At 53.2% G+C, this 18748-nt stretch carries 17 protein-coding genes and 1 other annotated feature; of the genes, 3 read left to right on the top strand and 14 right to left on the bottom strand.

Going from position 1 to position 18748, the window contains the following annotated elements; translation table 11 throughout:
- Positions 1 to 67 precede the first annotated feature (67 nt).
- The gene (locus tag JSQ80_RS17890; protein WP_206096201.1) at positions 68 to 1387 is read right to left on the bottom strand and encodes an SPOR domain-containing protein; all 1320 of its coding nucleotides are present in this window, start codon (positions 1385 to 1387) and stop codon (positions 68 to 70) included.
- A gap of 179 nt (positions 1388 to 1566) precedes the next feature.
- Here JSQ80_RS17890 and JSQ80_RS17885 point away from each other — a divergent pair, with 179 nt between their 5' ends.
- On the top strand, positions 1567 to 1791 hold the full coding sequence (locus tag JSQ80_RS17885) for an acetyl-CoA acetyltransferase (protein ID WP_206096200.1): 225 nt from the start codon (positions 1567 to 1569) through the stop codon (positions 1789 to 1791).
- Positions 1792 to 1931: 140 nt separating this feature from the next.
- On the opposite strand, the gene murC is transcribed toward JSQ80_RS17885, so the two are convergent.
- The 3 genes from murC to JSQ80_RS17870 all read right to left on the bottom strand — a co-directional run bounded on the left by murC (position 1932) and on the right by JSQ80_RS17870 (position 7451).
- The gene (murC, locus tag JSQ80_RS17880; protein ID WP_206096199.1) at positions 1932 to 3320 is read right to left on the bottom strand and encodes a UDP-N-acetylmuramate--L-alanine ligase; all 1389 of its coding nucleotides are present in this window, start codon (positions 3318 to 3320) and stop codon (positions 1932 to 1934) included.
- A 7-nt stretch (positions 3321 to 3327) separates the two neighbouring features.
- A complete protein-coding gene (locus tag JSQ80_RS17875) occupies positions 3328 to 4716 on the bottom strand; it encodes a bifunctional folylpolyglutamate synthase/dihydrofolate synthase (RefSeq protein ID WP_206096198.1) in 1389 nt (462 codons plus the stop codon).
- A 92-nt stretch (positions 4717 to 4808) separates the two neighbouring features.
- Positions 4809 to 7451 carry a valine--tRNA ligase gene (locus tag JSQ80_RS17870; protein WP_206097649.1) on the bottom strand — a complete coding sequence of 881 codons (2643 nt, stop codon included), beginning with the start codon at positions 7449 to 7451 and terminating at the stop codon, positions 4809 to 4811.
- A 150-nt stretch (positions 7452 to 7601) separates the two neighbouring features.
- Positions 7602 to 7897: a binding site (T-box leader), on the bottom strand.
- Positions 7898 to 8149: 252 nt separating this feature from the next.
- Here JSQ80_RS17870 and JSQ80_RS17865 point away from each other — a divergent pair.
- Complete coding sequence (locus tag JSQ80_RS17865; protein ID WP_019422378.1) at positions 8150 to 8314, top strand: hypothetical protein; 165 nt, start codon at positions 8150 to 8152, stop codon at positions 8312 to 8314.
- An 89-nt stretch (positions 8315 to 8403) separates the two neighbouring features.
- Here JSQ80_RS17865 and JSQ80_RS17860 read toward each other — a convergent pair whose 3' ends face one another.
- From JSQ80_RS17860 to hemL, 3 genes are all read right to left on the bottom strand, one after another.
- Positions 8404 to 9948 carry a LysM peptidoglycan-binding domain-containing protein gene (locus JSQ80_RS17860; RefSeq protein ID WP_240463708.1) on the bottom strand — a complete coding sequence of 515 codons (1545 nt, stop codon included), beginning with the start codon at positions 9946 to 9948 and terminating at the stop codon, positions 8404 to 8406.
- Between the two features lie 111 nt (positions 9949 to 10059).
- Positions 10060 to 10947, bottom strand: a complete 888-nt coding sequence (locus JSQ80_RS17855; protein ID WP_206096197.1) for an RluA family pseudouridine synthase — start codon at positions 10945 to 10947, stop codon at positions 10060 to 10062.
- Between the two features lie 202 nt (positions 10948 to 11149).
- On the bottom strand, positions 11150 to 12451 hold the full coding sequence (gene hemL, locus JSQ80_RS17850) for a glutamate-1-semialdehyde 2,1-aminomutase (protein WP_206096196.1): 1302 nt from the start codon (positions 12449 to 12451) through the stop codon (positions 11150 to 11152).
- A gap of 82 nt (positions 12452 to 12533) precedes the next feature.
- On the opposite strand from hemL, the gene JSQ80_RS17845 reads away from it, so the two are divergent.
- Positions 12534 to 13214 (top strand): Crp/Fnr family transcriptional regulator, encoded by a 681-nt coding sequence (locus tag JSQ80_RS17845; RefSeq protein WP_206096195.1) that lies wholly within the window; start codon positions 12534 to 12536, stop codon positions 13212 to 13214.
- Between the two features lie 74 nt (positions 13215 to 13288).
- Here the strand turns inward: JSQ80_RS17845 and hemB are convergent, their stop codons facing one another.
- The 7 genes from hemB to JSQ80_RS17815 form a co-directional block, all read right to left on the bottom strand.
- Entirely contained in the window at positions 13289 to 14293 is a 1005-nt protein-coding gene (hemB, locus tag JSQ80_RS17840; protein ID WP_206096194.1) for a porphobilinogen synthase, read from the bottom strand.
- Between the two features lie 79 nt (positions 14294 to 14372).
- Positions 14373 to 14600 (bottom strand): VOC family protein, encoded by a 228-nt coding sequence (locus tag JSQ80_RS17835; RefSeq protein ID WP_206096193.1) that lies wholly within the window; start codon positions 14598 to 14600, stop codon positions 14373 to 14375.
- A gap of 5 nt (positions 14601 to 14605) precedes the next feature.
- Positions 14606 to 14740 (bottom strand): hypothetical protein, encoded by a 135-nt coding sequence (locus JSQ80_RS29540; RefSeq protein ID WP_272491141.1) that lies wholly within the window; start codon positions 14738 to 14740, stop codon positions 14606 to 14608.
- Entirely contained in the window at positions 14718 to 16307 is a 1590-nt protein-coding gene (gene cobA / locus JSQ80_RS17830; protein WP_336245782.1) for a uroporphyrinogen-III C-methyltransferase, read from the bottom strand. Before cobA ends, JSQ80_RS29540 begins: the two co-directional genes overlap by 23 nt.
- A gap of 14 nt (positions 16308 to 16321) precedes the next feature.
- A complete protein-coding gene (gene hemC, locus JSQ80_RS17825; RefSeq protein WP_206096192.1) occupies positions 16322 to 17245 on the bottom strand; it encodes a hydroxymethylbilane synthase in 924 nt (307 codons plus the stop codon).
- A gap of 17 nt (positions 17246 to 17262) precedes the next feature.
- The gene (locus JSQ80_RS17820) at positions 17263 to 17907 is read right to left on the bottom strand and encodes a precorrin-2 dehydrogenase/sirohydrochlorin ferrochelatase family protein (protein WP_206096191.1); all 645 of its coding nucleotides are present in this window, start codon (positions 17905 to 17907) and stop codon (positions 17263 to 17265) included.
- Between the two features lie 3 nt (positions 17908 to 17910).
- Positions 17911 to 18738, bottom strand: a complete 828-nt coding sequence (locus tag JSQ80_RS17815; protein ID WP_206096190.1) for a cytochrome C assembly family protein — start codon at positions 18736 to 18738, stop codon at positions 17911 to 17913.
- Positions 18739 to 18748: the final 10 nt, after the last annotated feature.

Below are 18748 nucleotides of genomic sequence, written 5' to 3'. Positions count from 1 at the left end.
GACACCTGCTTAAGAATCGCTTGATGCCTTGAACACTGTCCCGAAGCTTCCTCACGCAACCGCAATATCACGCCTTCATCGTATCAAGCCAGTTGTTCTCTGCCGTGCGATAGATCATGACAGCCTCTTGAACGCTCCACAAGTGCGAGGCAGAAGGCTGCTTATTGTATTCATTTACCGCGCTTATCGCCGTATTCATCGCTTGTACGAGCTGCGTCCAACCCTTGAGGGACTGCTCGGGCTGGCCCTTTTGCACCCCGTTCATCTGCTGCGTCCACTTTAAATGCTCCTGCCGCAGCTGCTCGGTCGCAGCGCCATCGAACGCTTTTAGCTCATTTTTCTCCAAATAAGCGATGGATTGCGACATCAGCCAGTCATTCACCTTATCGCTCTGGGCAATGAACTGCTCAACAGTAGCCGCATCCCCCTGGAAAGCCAGCTTTGCCAATGCGGGACGCTTCATTTCGCGGACATATAAATCGACCTGATTGTTTTTCATCAGCTGGCTCAATCCCATGGCATCCTCCTTCGCCTGTGCAATGGCCGCATAGACGCGATGCTGGTTCGATTGCTCCTCCATGGCTGCCAGCCCGAGCTCACGCAGCTCCGCGGCCGCCTTCTTCGCGCCCTCCGGCTGATCGAACACGCCATATTGCAGCATATAGAATGCTTTCTCCGGGATATTCACTTCGGTTACATATACCCCGCCTGCCGTTGCCGCTGCACGCTCTGCAGTCTTCTTATCATCTGCAGTCTGCTCCGCTGCGGCAACCGTATGCTTCTGCCCTCCACTCCCATCCGCAGGCACGGACCCGGCCTTTACCGCGGAGCCTTGCCCGCTTGTCCCATTCGAAAGCGTCGGAATGGACGCTTCTGGATTCGGCATCGTCACTTCGCCTCTGAATAGTGAGAGAGCCAAAAAGCCAAACACGGCTCCGGTCGCTACGGCCCCTGAGACAGAGGCGATTACTTTCCATAAAGAAGGTCTTCTCGTGCGCGTATGCACGCTCTGCCATAGCAGTTCTCCCTGATCGCTCAACGTTGCTCCGGCCGGATCCTCTATAGACGAGTCGAAGGAATAAGACAGCGGCTTATGATCCGCTTCACGTATCCACCGCTCAATTTGGTCGGCCTCCGACATATCCCCGTCTTGTTTTGCGATGCCGGCCGCATCATGGAGACGTTCTCGCCCTGTCTCTTCTGATTGCTTGGATAAACGCGGCTCCACGATCGCATTGTCGTTCATCGGCTCCGTTTCGACAGAGCTGTCAATGTATGGTGTAAAAGGGCTGCCGCTTTCTTCAACCGCATCCATTGGCTGTATGTGCTCATCGATCGGTTCAGGCTTCGGAAACCGAAACGTCATCTTAGGATTTATTCCGCTCATCTTTTATACACCTCACCTTGTCCTCTTGATTACTATCAGTTATATGATAGATTGCAAGACGCTAGAACAGTGCCACGCCATTTTTCGCAAATCATGCGAATGACTTCATGCAAACGTCGCTTCCGAATCTCGCAGCTCATCATAAATTAATGATAGAACGGAGTAAAGGAGGAGACGACATGGGTGTCAGCAACAATATGAGCGCGCGTGAAGTGCGGCGCTTCGTCGAGCGGAACATTGGACGGCGGGTCGATGTTGAATTAGTCGGAGGTTTGGATCTGGAAGGGGTTATCCTGTCGGCAGGAGTGACCACGTTCCGCTTGCGCATTCGCCGCAGGGGGCGTAACATCATCCGTCGGATAGCTTATGCCAGCGTCAGAGAAATCAGCTTGGACAGAGACTAACCGTGCAGGAATTACCATAGCGGATCATCGGCTCGACGTTGGTCCATAACGAAAGGGACAAGCATACAATTGACAGTGCCTGCTCTGGCTAATAGCAAAAAGACCAATCCGCTTTTTACGGAATGGTCTTTTTGTTATTGCTATATATCAGCTTGCGCTTGTTCTTTCAACGCTTTTGTCAAACCGTACGCCGTCTTCCAGATGTCGCCCGCACCCATCGTAATGACGATGTCTCCCGGCCGTACGAGTGATTTGAGGCGCTCCAGCGCATCATCCTTGCTCGCGAAGTATTGCGCGTTCTGATTGCTGTTCTCGCGAATGCGCTCGACCAGCTTCGAAGAGTGCACGCCTTCTATCGGCATTTCACCGGCTGGAGAGTAGATATCGGTAAGTATCAGCTCATCGGCATTACGAAACGCACGGCTAAATTGGTCAAACAAAAAGTACGTGCGTGAATATCTCTGTGGCTGAAACACGGCAATGATACGCCGATTTGTAGCTTTGGCAGCTATCAAGGTTGCTTCGATCTCTGTCGGATGATGCGCATAATCATCGACGATTAGCACATCCTGAACTTCGCCAATGACTTGAAAACGGCGTTTCGCTCCGATGAAATCGTAAATGGCCTCTGCCGCCTCGGCAAACGGCACGCCAGCCTGCATGCAGACGATAAGCGTAGCCATCGCGTTCAACACATTGTGTTTCCCCGGAATAGATAATCGAACCGTGCCTAACGGTTTATCCTGGTGTTTCATCGTAAAAGCCATCCCGCGATCTTCGGCCACAATGTCCGTAGCAATATACTCGGCCGGCGCTTCAATGCCATACGTGAGAACACCTTCGCCTAATTGAGGCAGCATGGCGCTTACGATAGCATCGTCCGCGCAAAGCACGGCGCATCCATTCGGATCGCGCTGTGACAGGAACTGCACGTAGGCTGCTTTCAAGCGTTCAAAGTTCCCATCGTAATTTTCCAAGTGATCGGCTTCAATGTTCGTCACTACGGCGATATGCGGATGGTACGCCAAGAATGAACCGTCGCTCTCATCCGCTTCCGCCACTACGAACTCGCCGCTGCCTGCCTGCGCATTCGTTCCCAGGTTCGTAACTTCCCCGCCGATAATATAGGTCGGGTTCACGCCGCAGCGTTCCAGCACCAATGCGATCATGGAAGAGGTTGTCGTCTTCCCGTGCGCGCCGGCAACTGCGATTCCCTTCTTCGCATTGAGCAGGCGCGCCAGCATCTGCGAGCGGTGCAGCACGGGGACGCCGCGTTCCTCAGCGGCGACCCGCTCTACGTTCTCTTTGGGACAAGCTGTAGAATACACGACGATATCGGCATTCTGCACATATGCCGGATCATGTCCGATATGCACCGTCGCGCCTTTCGCTCTTAATTTTTCCGTCAAATCCTGTTCGGCCACATCGGACCCCGTGACGGTGTACCCCATTTCCAGCATGACACGAGCGATGGCGCTCATTCCATAGCCCCCGATGCCGATAAAATGAATATGTTCCGTCGTCTTCAATACGAACTCACCAACCTTTTTCAGATTCGGTCCGATGCAAGACGTACGAGCGGACGTCCGCAATCAGATATAATGTGCCGGTGACCACCGCCAAATCGCCCGGTTCAGTCATCGCCTTGAGCCGTTCTAGAGACTCGCGCCAATTCGGCTCTACGATAATCTGTGGTCTGCGCGAGGCTGTTTCCAGCAATTGTTCTGCAATATGACTCAAGTTCTCCGCACTCATCTTCTTGCGGAAATCAGGTTCGGTAAAAATAATAGTATCCGCTAAAGGTAGTATATGACGCAGAACATCCTGATGATGCTTTGTTGACAGCATCCCCATCATGAAATGCAAACGTTCATAACGGTACGTGTCCCGCAAGGCTTGGGCAAGCGTCTCTGCTCCCTCCGGATTATGCGCCCCATCGAGCAGCATACGCGGCTGCCCGCTTACCATCTCAAGGCGCCCCGGCCATGCCGCACGGCGCATGCCGGCACGCGTTTCCTCGTAATCAAGCAGGAAAGCCATATATTGACGCAAAACTTCCAACGCCATTAAAGCTGCGGCAGCATTCTTCAACTGATGGGCCCCGTTTAACGTCAGGGCCATTTGCTCCATGCTGCGGAACGGCCCGGAGAACGTGAAGATCTGCTCATTTTCAACCGCATGCTGCAGCTCGACCGTGAATTGCTCGTTCAATGCATACAGTGTCGACTTCCGCTCACTTGCGGTCTTGCGGATAATCTCGAGCGCCTCTGGCTGCTCGACCGTAGTGACAATAGGAACTCCCGGCTTAATGATACCCGCTTTTTCCGCCGCGATCTGCTCTATGGAATCACCCAAGATGTCCATATGATCATGACCGATGTTCGTGATGATGGACACGATAGGCGTGACGATGTTCGTGACATCGAGTCTTCCTCCTAAGCCGGTCTCCCATACGACGACATCTGGATAAGCCACATTTGCATAATACAAAATAGCGAGAGCCGTGGACACTTCAAACATCGTCGGCGAACCGAGCGGCGTATTCGCGATGTCGTCGACCAGCGGTTTGAGCTCATTCGCAAGGCGCAGCAGCGTCTCTTCCGGTATATCCTCATTGTTATATTTAAAACGGTTCGTAAATTTTTCGATATAAGGCGAAGTGAACGTGCCAACATCATATCCGTTCGCAAGCAGCACGCTCGTCAGCAAAGCGCAGGTCGATCCCTTGCCGTTCGTGCCTGCAACGTGGATAAATTTCAAGCGCCGGTGAGGAGAGCCCAGCTTGTCCATAAGCGCTTCGATGCGTTCCAGACCCGGGCGTATGCCAAAAGGAATCAATGAATTAATCCAATCAATCGCTGCTTCTACACGTGTAAAGGGAACCTCGGTTATATCCGTTTCGTTCGGATCGTTTATTTCCGACATGGCTTCTCATCCTTTGTATGATGTCATCAAACGACCGAACCGTCATGAGAACAGCATCCCATCAGGTTCGGCCGCATATCTACATAAATTGATTAAGCTTCTTTCAATTCGGCAATGCGGGCTATTACTTTATCGCGCTTATCGCTGTAATCACGCTGCTTCGCACGTTCTTCTTCCACGACCTTCTCGGGCGCCTTCGCCATAAAGCCTTCGTTGGACAGCTTTTTGTCAACGCGTTCCACTTCTTTGTTCAAATGCTCCACTTCTTTTTCCAAGCGGGCGATTTCTTGAGCGATGTCGATAAGCCCTGCAAGCGGCAGATACAGTTCGGCACCGGTTACTATGGCGGACATCGCCTTGTTCGGAGCAGATATCTGCTGGCTCACTTCCAGCTTGGAAGTGCCGCAGAAGCGTTCTATATACTCTACGTTGCTCATAATATTCGTCTCGGTTCCGGCATCCACCGGCTTCACGAGCAGTTCGATTTTTTTGCTCATCGGTACATTCACTTCAGCGCGAATATTGCGCACCGCACGAATCATATCCATAAGAAGCGTCATCTCGCGAACCGCATCCGGCGATTCGAACTTAGCGTCATATGTCGGCCAAGCGGCCAGCGTAATCGTCTCGCCGTCATGCGGCAGATGCTGCCAAATTTCTTCCGATATGAACGGCATGAACGGATGAATCATGCGCAGCGTGCGATCCAGCACATATGCAAGCACAGACTGCGTCTTCTTTTTCGCTTGTTCATCGGCACCGTACAGACTGAGCTTCGCGAATTCGATGTACCAGTCGCACAGATCGTCCCAAATAAAGTTGTTCAGCACGCGTCCCGTTTCGCCAAATTCGTACGAATCCATCAAGCGCGTAATGTCGCGGGCCGTTTCATTCATTCGGTGCAATATCCAGCGATCCGCCGTTCCGAGCTCCCCGGAAATGTCAATATCTTCGTAGGTAATCCCTTCGAGGTTCATGAGCGCGAATCGCGACGCATTCCATATCTTGTTGGCGAAGTTGCGGGCCTGCTCTACACGTTCCCAACGGAAGCGCAAGTCTTGACCAGGCGTGCTGCTCGTTGAGATCATAAAGCGCATTGCGTCCGCTCCGTATTTTTCAATCACATCAAGCGGATCAACACCGTTGCCAAGCGACTTCGACATCTTTTTGCCTTCGGAGTCGCGTACCAAGCCATGCATAAGAACGTCTTTGAACGGAATATTATCGGTGAACTCAAGTGCCGTAAAGATCATGCGCGCAACCCAGAAGTATATGATATCATATCCGGTTACGAGCACGCTTGTCGGATAATGCCGCTGCAGGTCATCCGCCTGTTCAGGCCATCCAAGCGTAGAGAACGGCCACAGCGCGGAACTGAACCACGTATCGAGCACATCTTCATCCTGCTTCAAATTTGCGCTGCCGCAGGAAGAGCATGCCGTTACGTCTTCGCTGGCTACATGGAGATGGCCGCAGTCTTCGCAGTACCATGCCGGAATGCGATGGCCCCACCAGAGCTGGCGGGAAATGCACCAGTCGCGCACGTTCTCGATCCAGTTCAAATAAACTTTTTCAAAGCGATCAGGTACGAAGTGGACGCCTGCTCCGGTCTTCTGCGCTTCAATCGCGCGCTCCGCCAGCGGCTTCATCTTGACGAACCACTGTGTCGATAGGTACGGCTCGACGACAGCACCGCTGCGTTCGCTATGGCCGACCTGATGCACGTGATCTTCAATCTGAATGAGCACGCCTTGCTCCTGCAAATCTTTGACGATCTGCTTCCGGCAATCCGCACGGTCCAAGCCTTGATATTGCGCTGCTTGTTCGTTCATCTTGCCGGATTCGTCCATCACCGTAATTTGCGGCAGCTGGTGGCGCAATCCGACTTCAAAGTCATTCGGATCGTGTGCCGGTGTAATCTTGACGGCCCCGCTGCCGAATTCTTTGTCAACGTATTCGTCGGCAATAATCGGAATTTCGCGGCCGACGATTGGAAGCACCAACATCTTGCCGATCATGTGCTTATAACGTTCGTCCTCTGGATGAACCGCTACCGCTGTATCGCCAAGCATCGTCTCTGGACGGGTCGTGGCCACCGTAATGGAGCCGCTTCCGTCTTGCAGAGGATATTGCAAATGATAAAGGTGGCCTTGCACCTCTTTATACTCAACCTCAATGTCGGACAGTGCCGTACGGGCAGCCGGGTCCCAGTTAATAATGTATTTTCCGCGGTAAATTAAACCCTTCTCGTACAGCTGGACGAATACATGGCGAACGGCCTTGGACAGCCCTTCATCAAGCGTGAACCGCTCACGGGAATAGTCTAGCGACAAGCCCATCTTCGCCCATTGCCCGCGGATCGTATCTGCATAATGCTCCTTCCAATCCCACACTTGCTCCAAAAATTTCTCCCGGCCCAAATCGTAGCGGGAAATGCCATCTTCACGCAGCTTCTGTTCCACCTTCGTCTGCGTCGCGATACCCGCATGGTCAGATCCTGGCACCCACAGCGCATCGAAACCTTGCATCCGCTTCAAGCGAATGATGATATCTTGCAGCGTAAAGTCAAGCGCATGCCCGATATGGAGCATCCCGGTAACGTTCGGTGGCGGAATGACGATCGTGAAAGGCTGTGCGTCCTTGTTGTTGCCCGCTTTGAAATACCCGCCCTTCAACCAGTATTCATACCACTTTTGTTCCGCTGCCTTCGGGTCGTACGTTGTCGGCATGGACATTTGTTCATGATTTTCTGACAATGGAATCCCTCCGTTTATCGTCGTGCACGTCATCATATAATGTGTTGCTTTAACGCAAGCAGAAACGACTGTCTGTCCTATGTGCAAGGACAATTCGCTTCTATGCGGCAAAATAAAAAACCTTACGTCGCAAAGGACGAAAGGTTTAGCTTCCGTGGTACCACCTTTATTCCGCCATTCAAATAAAGGGCATGTATTGCCCGATTAACCGTGGCGGCTCTTCAACTGCAAGGTAACGGTTGCGACCGTCCCATCCTAGCGCAAATGCGGAACATGATGAACGTAACGCTCATACACTACCGTGATGCGTTCAAACGGGCGACTCCCAGATGACTTCAGCGCGGGTCTTCCTGCAGGCGTTGCACCTTATCGCTCTGCTCTCTGTAAGGGCCTTGGCGCTTACTCCTCCTGATCAACGTCTTTGCTTACATGTATCCATCGTTTACTGAAACTTAAAAGGTTGAGACTTTTACGATATATTTTACCTTTGCGCCTTGCATGAGTCAATAGACGAGTTCCAATTCGTTTAAGAGGTTGAGAAAACCATAAAAAGCGTTTTTTCTAACACCCTCTATTGGCGCTTGATTAAAAGAGGACTTTTTCAACAACCTCTTCTTAGATTAGTCATATCCCGAATTTCCATTTTCATAACATGTACTATGGGAGGTGGTCCATGAATGGAACGTTGGTGGGTGCGCATTCGCTATTCGGTGAAAGGTGTCATTTTCCCTCTCATCTGCTTGCAATTCGTTCGAACCTTGCTTCTGCCAAGCGGACTGGATGTATTTTTGCTATTTGCGCTATTTCTGATTTACCTCGGCTTTTTGTTAGACGTCTATTAATCCATACCGTGGCAGCAAGAAACCCGTCCGCTGAGAAGCCGGACGGGTCTATTGTTGATGGAGAGCTATACATCCTCAGTGAAATCGGATTACGAGGAGATCGGAATATACAAGACTTGGCCTTCCGTAACGCTAGGCTCGGCTAGCCGATTGTACAGTGCTATTTCTCGCGAGTTCATACGGTAACGGTCTGCGATTGTCTCAAGAGTATCCTCCCGCTGAACAATGCATAACCGCACCTTTTTAAATGCAGTATCATGGTTGACCCGCTGCAAAAAGAGCGACTGCCACTTCACGCCGTCCCCTGCCGTATTTTGCTGCGCCTCATTCAAGGCAGCCTCTTCCTCTGCCGCCTCTCGAGCTTCCCGTTCCTTCTCCTTCGTCTGATAGCTCGATTGCAGCAGGGAACTGAAGCCAAGCTGCTGTGCGGCTTCCGGCTCTGCCGGCTTCGTGCTGCCGATGGCAACCTTCATCTCCGGCTTCGGCTGAACGGCTGCAGCAACGGACTCTTCTTCAATTGCAACAGCATCGGCTTGCTCTACCGCTTGCTCGCGGCCTGCATCTTCGTCTTGTGCCGATTCCGCATGATGCGATTCGGCTTCTGCCGCAGGAGATGGATTCGAACCCGGGCTCGAAGCTGCTGCCGATTCGCGTTGCTTCGACAATGATGAGCCGGGGCCTGGAGCTGCTGCCGGTTCGCGTTGCTGTGGCACTGGCGCTTCGACAGCCGATTCCGCATTAGCCTCATCGCTGTGGCTGCCTGCGACTGCGGAATCAAGCGCGGCGCCACTGTCCGCTGCCTCATCCTCCGCTTGCCTCGTCTCCGATGCATCCGGGAATCTCTCTGTATCCGGTTCCTGCTTATGCTGTACGGCAGGGGATTCTTCGTTAGCGACTGCGCTCAACCAAGGGGACTGGCTCCAAGTCCATGACACGGGCTCCTGCTCCACAGTTTCGGTTCGCGGTATCTCTGCGGGTTCATCCTCTGCTGGCGGCGGCACCGAATCTGGCTCTGCCTCCTCCGCATTGTGCTGCGCGGAAGCTTGTTCTACTTCACTCTGCCGTTCATTCTCCGGCGAGAAGGAAGAAATCTCCCCCTTCTCCTCCATGGCAGGCGATGTCTGAAAAGGTTGGCCGTAATCCCGCAGCCACGACGGTTCTTCCTTTTCCCGCTCGGCATCTGTCTGATGCACGACCGTGAATTGTTCAGGCTCCCATGCCGGCGGTTCGGCAGTCTCCATGGCAATCCCGTTTAAAGACAAGATGCCTGTAATGTTCAACGTTCGAGTCGACAGCAAATCGACATCAAAATGTTCAATGTCTACCGAAATGTCGTCCAAGCTTCGGATACGGTTCAGTGGAAGGGTAATCTCGACAGGAATCCAATGTTCAAGTGTCTGGCTAGTCTCATCTCCTGCCGTCCCTACATACGCACCCGCAAGCAGCAAGCTGCCACGCACCGTTACTTGGTCACCGGCTGGAATGACTTGAATATGCGGTGTCAATTCAACCTCTTCCAATTGGTCAATGCCGACGACATCGTCAGACAAATGCACGCGTTCATAAATATCAAATCTTAAACCATAAGATTCATCATACACAGACTGCTCCTCCTCCCGCAGTTCATCGGTCATCCGCCCTTGTTCCCAGCCTTCACACGGTACAATGTGCATATCTTGCTGGCTGTTGCAAAGTCAGACTCGGTTCACTACTTCATCTATATGGGGGTAAAGAGAGGAGCATGACTATATTTTTTGCCGCAGTCGATTCATATCTTCGGGCCAAGGAGCATCGACCTCCATCCACTCTCCCGAGAGCGGATGCAAGAATCGCAGACTTTCTCCGTGCAGGGCTTGGCGTTGAAAGCCGCTGTCGTCTCCGCCATATAACGCATCTCCAATCAACGGATGCCCTTTATAGCTCATATGAACGCGAATTTGATGCGTTCTTCCCGTTTCGAGAGAAAGTCGGACCAATGACATCTGCGAACCCGTTTCCGCAACCTCGTAATGAGTGACCGCATAATCTCCACCCGGGCTGACCCGCCTTTTTGACGAATGGTGCCGATCCTTGCCGATAGGAGCATCGATTGTGCCGCGCTTAGGACTGGGTTGCCCTTGGACAATTGCAGCATAATGACGCTGAATTTCTTTTCTGCGCATCGCTTCATCCAGCACGGCATGTGTAAAGGCTTGCTTCGCATACAACACCGGCCCTGACGTATCGACATCCAAACGGTGAATATGCCGAACCCGCACTTCCTGACCCGTCCAAATATAATGGCAGGCGACCGCATGGGCCAAGCTGTTCTTCTGTCTATCCTGCTCGGGTGTCGTTGCATGCACGGGCATTCCGGCTGGCTTGTACGCAACGAGACACGCATCGTCCTCATACAATATATCTGCCGACGCATCGGATGGTTCTAACGTGTCGGCATCCGGCGCAAATATTTTAAGCCGGAGACGATCGCCCGCCGTGCGTATCTCTTCACGCTGCAGCATTGTTCTCAGCATCTTCGGAGGCATGCGAAGTGTATCCGTAAGCCACGCGCTCACGGCTTGTTCCGATTCAACCACGCTGCGACCCGGTGTAAATTCCACCCACTCGCCCTGCCGTCTCCAATGTCGGCGCACGCTTCACTCCTCCTCTTCTATTCTGCATGTTGGCAAGCGCCTCTCATTTCCCTCAGCTTCCCCTAATCCATTGTATAAAATCCAATGGATTGCACAGGTTTCCTCCCGTCGCAACGGAAAGCCCGGCCGCCGCATATCCCATGCAGCCCGCCGGGCCAGCCGCGCCATCACGATGAGATGCACGCGAAATTTCCGTTGCTACTTATAGTTGCTTCAACGCTTTATAATGCGCCTGAATCGTATATTCCAAATCGTCATCCGTATGCGCGGCTGACACGAACATGCCCTCGAATTGAGACGGCGCCACGCTTACGCCTTCATCCAGCATACGCTTGAAATAGCTGCGGAATCGTTCCAAATCCGACGTGCGGGCTGAATCGAAATTGGTAATCTTCTGCTCCGTAAAGAACGGGCAGACCATCGAGCCAATGCGGTTAATCGTACATGGCACCCCGAGCTCGCGCGCATTGCGCGCAAAGCCTTCCTCGAGCTTCGCCCCTTTGCGTTCAAGCTCCTCATATACGGGAGGCGTTAGGAGGGACAAGGTCGTATAGCCCGCTGCCATAGCAAGCGGATTGCCGCTTAACGTACCCGCCTGGTAAATCGGACCGCTCGGTGCGATTTGCTCCATATACTCTCGTTTCCCGCCGTACGCACCGACTGGCAGACCGCCGCCGATCACTTTGCCGAAGCATGTAATATCCGGCGTTACCCCGAACCTGCCCTGCGCACAGTTATAATGCACACGGAACCCCGTCATTACTTCGTCAAAAATAAGCAGTGTGCCGTATTGCTCCGTAACCGCGCGCAGCCCTTCCAGGAATCCCGGCAATGGAGGCACCACGCCCATGTTGCCCGCAATCGGCTCAACGATGACGCAGGCCAGTTCCTCTCCATACCGTTCAAACGCAAGCTTGACGGATTCCAAATCATTATACGGAACCGTTATCGTATTGCTTGCAACGCCTTCCGGAACTCCCGGGCTGTCCGGGAGACCTAGCGTGGCAACACCGGATCCCGCTTTAATGAGCAAGCTGTCAGCATGCCCGTGATAGGACCCTTCGAATTTCAAAATTTTGCTGCGCTTCGTAATGCCCCGGGCGAGCCGCAATGCGCTCATCGTCGCTTCCGTGCCGGAATTGACCATCCGGACGATATCTACCGATGGCACTCGTTCGCATACTGTCTTCGCCATCAACGTTTCAATTTCTGTCGGCGCGCCGAAGCTGGTTCCCTTGGCTGCCGTTTCCTGCACGGCCTGAATGACCGCGGGATGCGCATGCCCGAGAATGAGCGGCCCCCATGACCCCACATAGTCAATGAACACATTGCCATCGATGTCATAAATGCGCGAGCCTTCGCCTCGTTCAACATAGACCGGTGTAAGACCAACGGACTTAAATGCGCGTACCGGGCTGTTCACTCCGCCGGGTATGTATTTTTTTGCCTCTGCAAACGCTGCTTGGGAACGGCTGTCGCGGCGGATTGATTTTTTTTCCATCATGTTTAATCGCTCCTTCTATGTTTAATCGTCGTATCTATGATAAACTATTAAAAAATTGGAATGGACAAAAGAGGGAAAAGTCATGATTAATTTACTTAAACGTGTACCTTTGTTCGCTGATTTGACCGACGCGCAACTAGAGATCGTATCTTCCATCACGTCCCGCCGCGAATATGATCCTCATACCATTTTGTTTCAACAAGGGGATCCGGGTCAAACCTTTTGCATCGTCGTTCGCGGCGCAGTGAAAGTGTATACTTCCAATAAGCAGGGCCAGCAGAAAATATTAGCCGTCTTCCAGGCTGGGGACAGCTTCGGCGAACTGGCGCTCATCGACGGTAAGCCGCGCTCCGCTACAGCCGAAACGTTGGAAGAGGATACGGTGCTGCTGACCGTTACGTCGGAGAGCTTCCATCTCTTGCTTCGGGCGCATTACGATATCGCGAAGCAAGTCATGGTTCAGCTCTGCAGCCGCCTTCGCGCAACGAACGGCCATGTATACGACTTGACATTTCTTGACGCGCCCAGCCGTGTCGTGAAATATATTGTCCGCATCGCTCAACAGCAGGGCGAACGGCGCGGTGACAAGATCATTATCAGCTCGGCCTTCGACCCGGATGCCATGTCCGGCTTGGCAGGCGTTCACCGCAACGTGCTCGAGCATGTCATTCGTGATTTGGAGCATCAACGCATTTTGTTCCTGGGAGCGTCCGAGTACTCTCTCGATATCTCCAAGCTGTTCCAGAGTCCGTACATAAGTTAAAGTCAATTCATTTAACGCAATTGGACAGCCTTCCTGTCCCGAAGCATCTTCATTCGGGACAGGAAGGCTGTTATTTAATGATTATCTGACAGCCAACGCGCTGCGTCCTTCGCAAAATACGTAATCAATATGTCCGCCCCGGCTCGCTTCAACCCGACCAGAAGCTCCATCGTTACGGCTTTCTCATCGATCCAACCAAGCTTGCTGGCCGCCTTGATCATGGAATATTCACCGCTTACGTTGTACGCCACGACAGGCAGATCAAACTGATCCTTTAATACCCGGATAACGTCCATGTATGCCATCGCAGGCTTCACCATCAGCATATCCGCACCTTCGATTACATCGGCCTCCGCTTCGCGCAGCGCTTCTCTCGCATTGGCCGGATCCATCTGATACGTCTTGCGATCGCCGAATTGAGGCGTCGAATTCGCGGCATCCCGGAACGGCCCGTAGAAAGCGGAAGCGTATTTGACCGAATAAGACATAATCGGAATATCAGTGAAGCCTGCCTCGTCAAGGCCTGAACGAATGGCCTGCACGAAGCCGTCCATCATGTTCGAAGGCGCGATGATATCTGCTCCTGCCTTGGCTTGGGATACAGCGGTTTGCACCAAATAGTGAAGCGACTCATCGTTGTCCACAACGCCCGCCTGCTGGCCGTTTGCTTCGCGGACGTGAACCATGCCGCAATGGCCGTGGTCCGTATATTGGCATAGGCAAGTGTCTGCGATAACAAGCAAATCAGGATATTTCGCTTTAATTTGACGGGTCGCCTGCTGAACGATGCCATTCTCGTCGAAGGCCGAGCTGCCGACGGCGTCCTTCGTCGCCGGCACGCCGAATAGAACGACCGCCGGAATGCCAAGCGCCACGATCTCATCCACCTCGGCATCAAGACGGTCAAGCGAGAAATGGTAAACCCCGGGCATCGAAGCGATCTCTTCCTTCATGTCGGTTCCGGCCGTTACGAATATTGGCATAATCAAATCATGAACGGTTAATATTGTCTCCCGCACCATATTGCGCATTCCCGCCGAATTGCGCAAGCGGCGCAAGCGTGTTGTTGGAAATTCCATAGATGTGCCCTCCTATAATGAATGAATGTCTATTACAGAGCTTTCGCTCGTCTGTACTCGTATTGCAGGAAATGTATGACTATGACCTCTTCCTATGCTCGACATACTCAACGATAATACCGTCAATATGCCTGATTCGCATATTTTTGCCTGTCGGCACCTCTTTCGGTTCTTCCAATATTCCGGCGCCCTGTGCAACCAAAAAATTTCTCGCGTCGCTCAGGGAATCGACCGTAATGGTCAACGATGTGGATGTAAATCGCTCCACTGCATTTTCTTCGCCGGAAATAATTAGAAATGAATCCACTTGGGCTAGCTCCAAGCCAGCTTCATCATATTTGAACGCAAATGGCATTTTTGATTGGCCAATTGTTCATAGAAGAAAATCGTTTTCTCGAATGTTTCGGAAGGAACAAATATGCGATTAATGATTTTTAATATTTTCATTGTTTAGACCTCTCAGTTCACACCCTAACTCACACATCGCTTCAACCAAGCCGTCTATTGTTGAATGTCCAGCTACCGCATCCACCCGCAAGCCCGCTTCGCGAGCCGTCCGTGCGGTCACATCGCCAATGCAGGCCACAAGGGCATGATTCAGCAGGGCAGCCGGATTCCGGACCCCCATCTGCCGCAGCGCAGCAAGCAGATTGGTTACGGTAGAGGAGCTTGTAAACGTAATAATGTGAATGGATTGCTCCTCGAGCATTTCCAGCAAATCAGGATCGTCCTGCTCGGGCAGCACCGTGACATACAGGTCGACCTCGTCCACATGAAGCCCGGCCTCGTGCAGCGTGTCCTTCAACCAAGAACGTGACCGATCTCCCCGGGCGAGCAGCACGTGCTCTCCCGGATGCACAAGCGGCTTCAGCGCTTCCCATATGCCTTCCTGGCTGTACTGGGAGGCGGCAACATCCGGTTGAATGCCATATCCCCGCAGCGCCTCGGTCGTCTGCGGACCGACGGACACAATGCGCGTGCGGGCCCATTGGCGGATATCAGCCTGCAGCTCCTGCAGATGCTTGAACCAGTAATGAACGCCGTTCACGCTCGTCAATACGAGCCAGTCATACGTGTCTGGCTCCGCCATCGCACGGCGCAATGCTTGCCGCTGCGCCTCTGTGCCGGGCGGGCGCGTCTCGATGACGGGGAATTCATATGGCTCCCCACCCAAATCTTCGATGCGCCGCACGAGCTCGCTAGCTTGCGACCGGGCCCGCGTCACAAGCACGCGGCGGCCGAACAGCGGACGCGATTCCGCCCATTGCAGCTGTGCGCGTTCCCGCACAACGTCGCCAACCACGATGACCGCGGGAGCCTTGAAGCCCGTCCGCTCCACCTCATCAGCAATCGTCGCCAGCGTCCCCACTATCGTCTCCTGTTCCGCCCTGGTCCCCCAGCGTACCAGCGCTACCGGTGTATCCGGAGAGCGGCCATAACGCAGCAGTTGTTCCGTAATATATCGCAGCTTCGCAACGCCCATCAAAAAGAGAAGCGTCCCCGCAGCCAGCGTCAATTTATCCCACTCGATGAGCTCATCCAGCTTATTCGGATTTTCATGTCCCGTTACGACACAGAACGACGAAGCCCAATCCCGATGGGTTACGGGAATGCCGGCATAAGCCGGGACAGCGACGGCTGAAGTGACTCCCGGAATAATCTCGAACAATATGCCGTGCGCTCGAAGCAGCGAGGCTTCTTCACCAACCCGCCCGAATACACACGGGTCCCCGCCTTTCAACCGCGTAACGGTATGCCCTTCCAATGCCAAGTCAACGAGCAGCTGATTGATGTCTTCCTGCTTCATCGCATGGCGATCCGGCAGCTTGCCGACGTATATCTTGCGGGCGCCCGCTTTTATAAATTGCAGCAGACGCGGTCCGGCGAGGCGATCATATACGATGACATCCGCCTCTTGCAAGCAGCGCATGCCCTTCACGGTAATGAGGCCTGCATCGCCTGGGCCTGCACCTACCAAATATACCTTGCCCGTTTGACGAGGATGCTGCTCCACGGTCATCAACCTCTCTATAGGGATAACATCCGGTCTGCTCCCCGATCAAGCAGCCGCTGCGCAACGGCCGTTCCGAGGGCTTCGGGATGGTCCCCCTCCATCGTTTCTTTTATAATCTCGCCATTCTCTGCGGAACCGACCAGTCCCGTCAGTTGTATCGCGCCGCACCTGCCTACGTTCGTCGCATAGGCGCCGATCGGCACTTGGCAGCCGCCGTTCAACCGGCCGAGAAAGGCCCGTTCCGCGCGCACGGTGCGGTCAGTGTCCGCATCATGATATCGCTCAAGCAGCGCGCGCACCTCTTCGTCGCTTTGGCGGCATTCAATGCCGAGAGCACCCTGACCAACCGCCGGGACACTTCGTTCCTCTGGCAAATAAGAGGTAATGCGATCCTGCCAGCCCATACGGTGAAGGCCTGCCGCAGCCAGAACAATTGCGTCGAATCCCTCCGTCTCCAGCTTTTTCAACCGCGTATCGATATTGCCGCGCAGCGGTTCAATCCGCAAATCGGGGCGATAGGCTTGAAGCTGGCATGAACGCCGCAGGCTGCTCGTTCCCACCTTCGCTCCCGGCGGCAAATCATCCAGCGTCTGGCCCGATTTCATGATTAAGCAATCCCGCGGATCTTCCCGCTTCGGAATCGCCCCTACCATCAATCCCTCCGGCTGTTCCCACGGCATATCTTTCATGCTGTGTACGGCCATGTCAATTTCTTTGTCTAATAACGCCTGCTCGATTTCCTTGACGAACAAGCCTTTGCCTCCCACTTTGGACAAGGTAACATCCAAAATCCGGTCGCCTTTGGTCACAATCTTGCGTATTTCAAAGCGTAACGGCAAGTTCTCCTTCGCGCATATGTCTTCCAAAGCGGCAATGACGTGCCCTGTTTGTGTCAAAGCAAGCGCGCTCTGCCTCGTTCCAACGATAATCGTGCGCATCTCCACTTCCTCCTCGCTTACCTATGTGAACTGTTGAATTGTTGTATCCAAGCGCTCCACTCCGGCAAAGGCTCCCCTAATTCATGAGCATGCCAACAATGATCGGCATACTGCCGCAGCACTTGATGGCGGGCCTTGTCATCGCTTAATGACGCCTGTGCTTCGTGCCTTGCTTGCAGCAAATGTTCAGCAAGCTCTGCAAGACCTTCATCCATCAGGACGGACAGCTTCTGCATCAAAAGCCGGGTCAACGTCGGACTGGCGCCGCCGGTCGACACGGCAACCTGCACCGTTCCCTGTTGAAGTACGCCGGGATTGGCAAAATCGCTCTGTTCCGGCGCGTCAGTCAAGTTCACGAGCGCTCCATCCCGGCGCGCGTCTGCCGCTGCCCGCTCGTTCACGTCAGCGCAGTCGGTAAGCGCAAATACGAGCAATGCTCCTTCCGTATCCCCGCAGGCATATTCCCGCTCCAGATGGACAATGGTCCCTTCCTGCACCAAATGCCGAAGCTCGGGAGTCAACGTCGGACTGACTACCGTCACTTCGGCGCCGCTTGCAATCAAATAGCGTATTTTCCGAGTCGCCACATTTCCGCCGCCGACGATAACGCACCGCCTGCCGGCTATCGCGAGCATCATCGGGTAGTAAGGCATATGCGTCATGGCTTACACTCCCATCCAACGATGGAACGTCGATAAGGAATTTAAGCTGAAGTTCAGCACCATGGCGGCATAACATCCTAAATTCCACAACGCCAGCCGAAATCCTGTCGACGATTCGCGCGAACGTGTAACAAAATAAAAGCTGTATAGTATCAATGCAAACAGTGTAAGCCATATTTTCAAATCGAAAAGCAATTCGGTCCGGTTGCCGAGCAGCACGGCTCCTATCGCCACAGACAAAGACATCAAAAACAGCGGAATGCCAATGACGGCGGCGCTGTACGATAGCCGTTCCATTTTCTCAAGGCTCGGCAGCCGGCGGACCGCATCGGACCATTGCTTCGCCTTCAGCTTACGATGCAAAAACAAGTACATGCCTGCAAAAACCGCGCCGACCGTCAGTGCGGCGAAGCCGCATGCCGCAAGCGCAATGTGGAACGAGAGAAGATTGCGCATCATCTCCCATTCCTTCATGGCTGTCGGCGTTGTCGGATCATTCAGCATATTGACGAGAAGCAGGGCGAACCCGACTAAGTTTACGAAAAATACTATGAATTCAATATGAAAAAAACGGCTTATGATCAATGAAACCGTGACAAGCAGCCATGAAAACAAGAGCATGAATTCAAAGCTGCTAAATACGGGGATATCCTGATGCCGTACCATGCGCACGGCCATAAAAGCAGTTTGCAACAACCAAACAAAAACAAGAAACCCTGTGCCCATCCGCTTCGCTTTCCGATTCATGCCTACGACATCGGAAAAATAAAACAGAAGGCTCAGGGCATATGTGTAAATAATCGCATCGTAAATCCAACTATTCGTCACCATGTGAGCCTGC

This window comes from Paenibacillus apiarius (genome assembly GCF_017052585.1).
Lineage (GTDB): Bacteria > Bacillota > Bacilli > Paenibacillales > Paenibacillaceae > Paenibacillus_B > Paenibacillus_B apiarius.
Note: the sequence above shows the minus strand (reverse complement) of the source record. Positions and strands in the feature narration are given on the sequence as shown.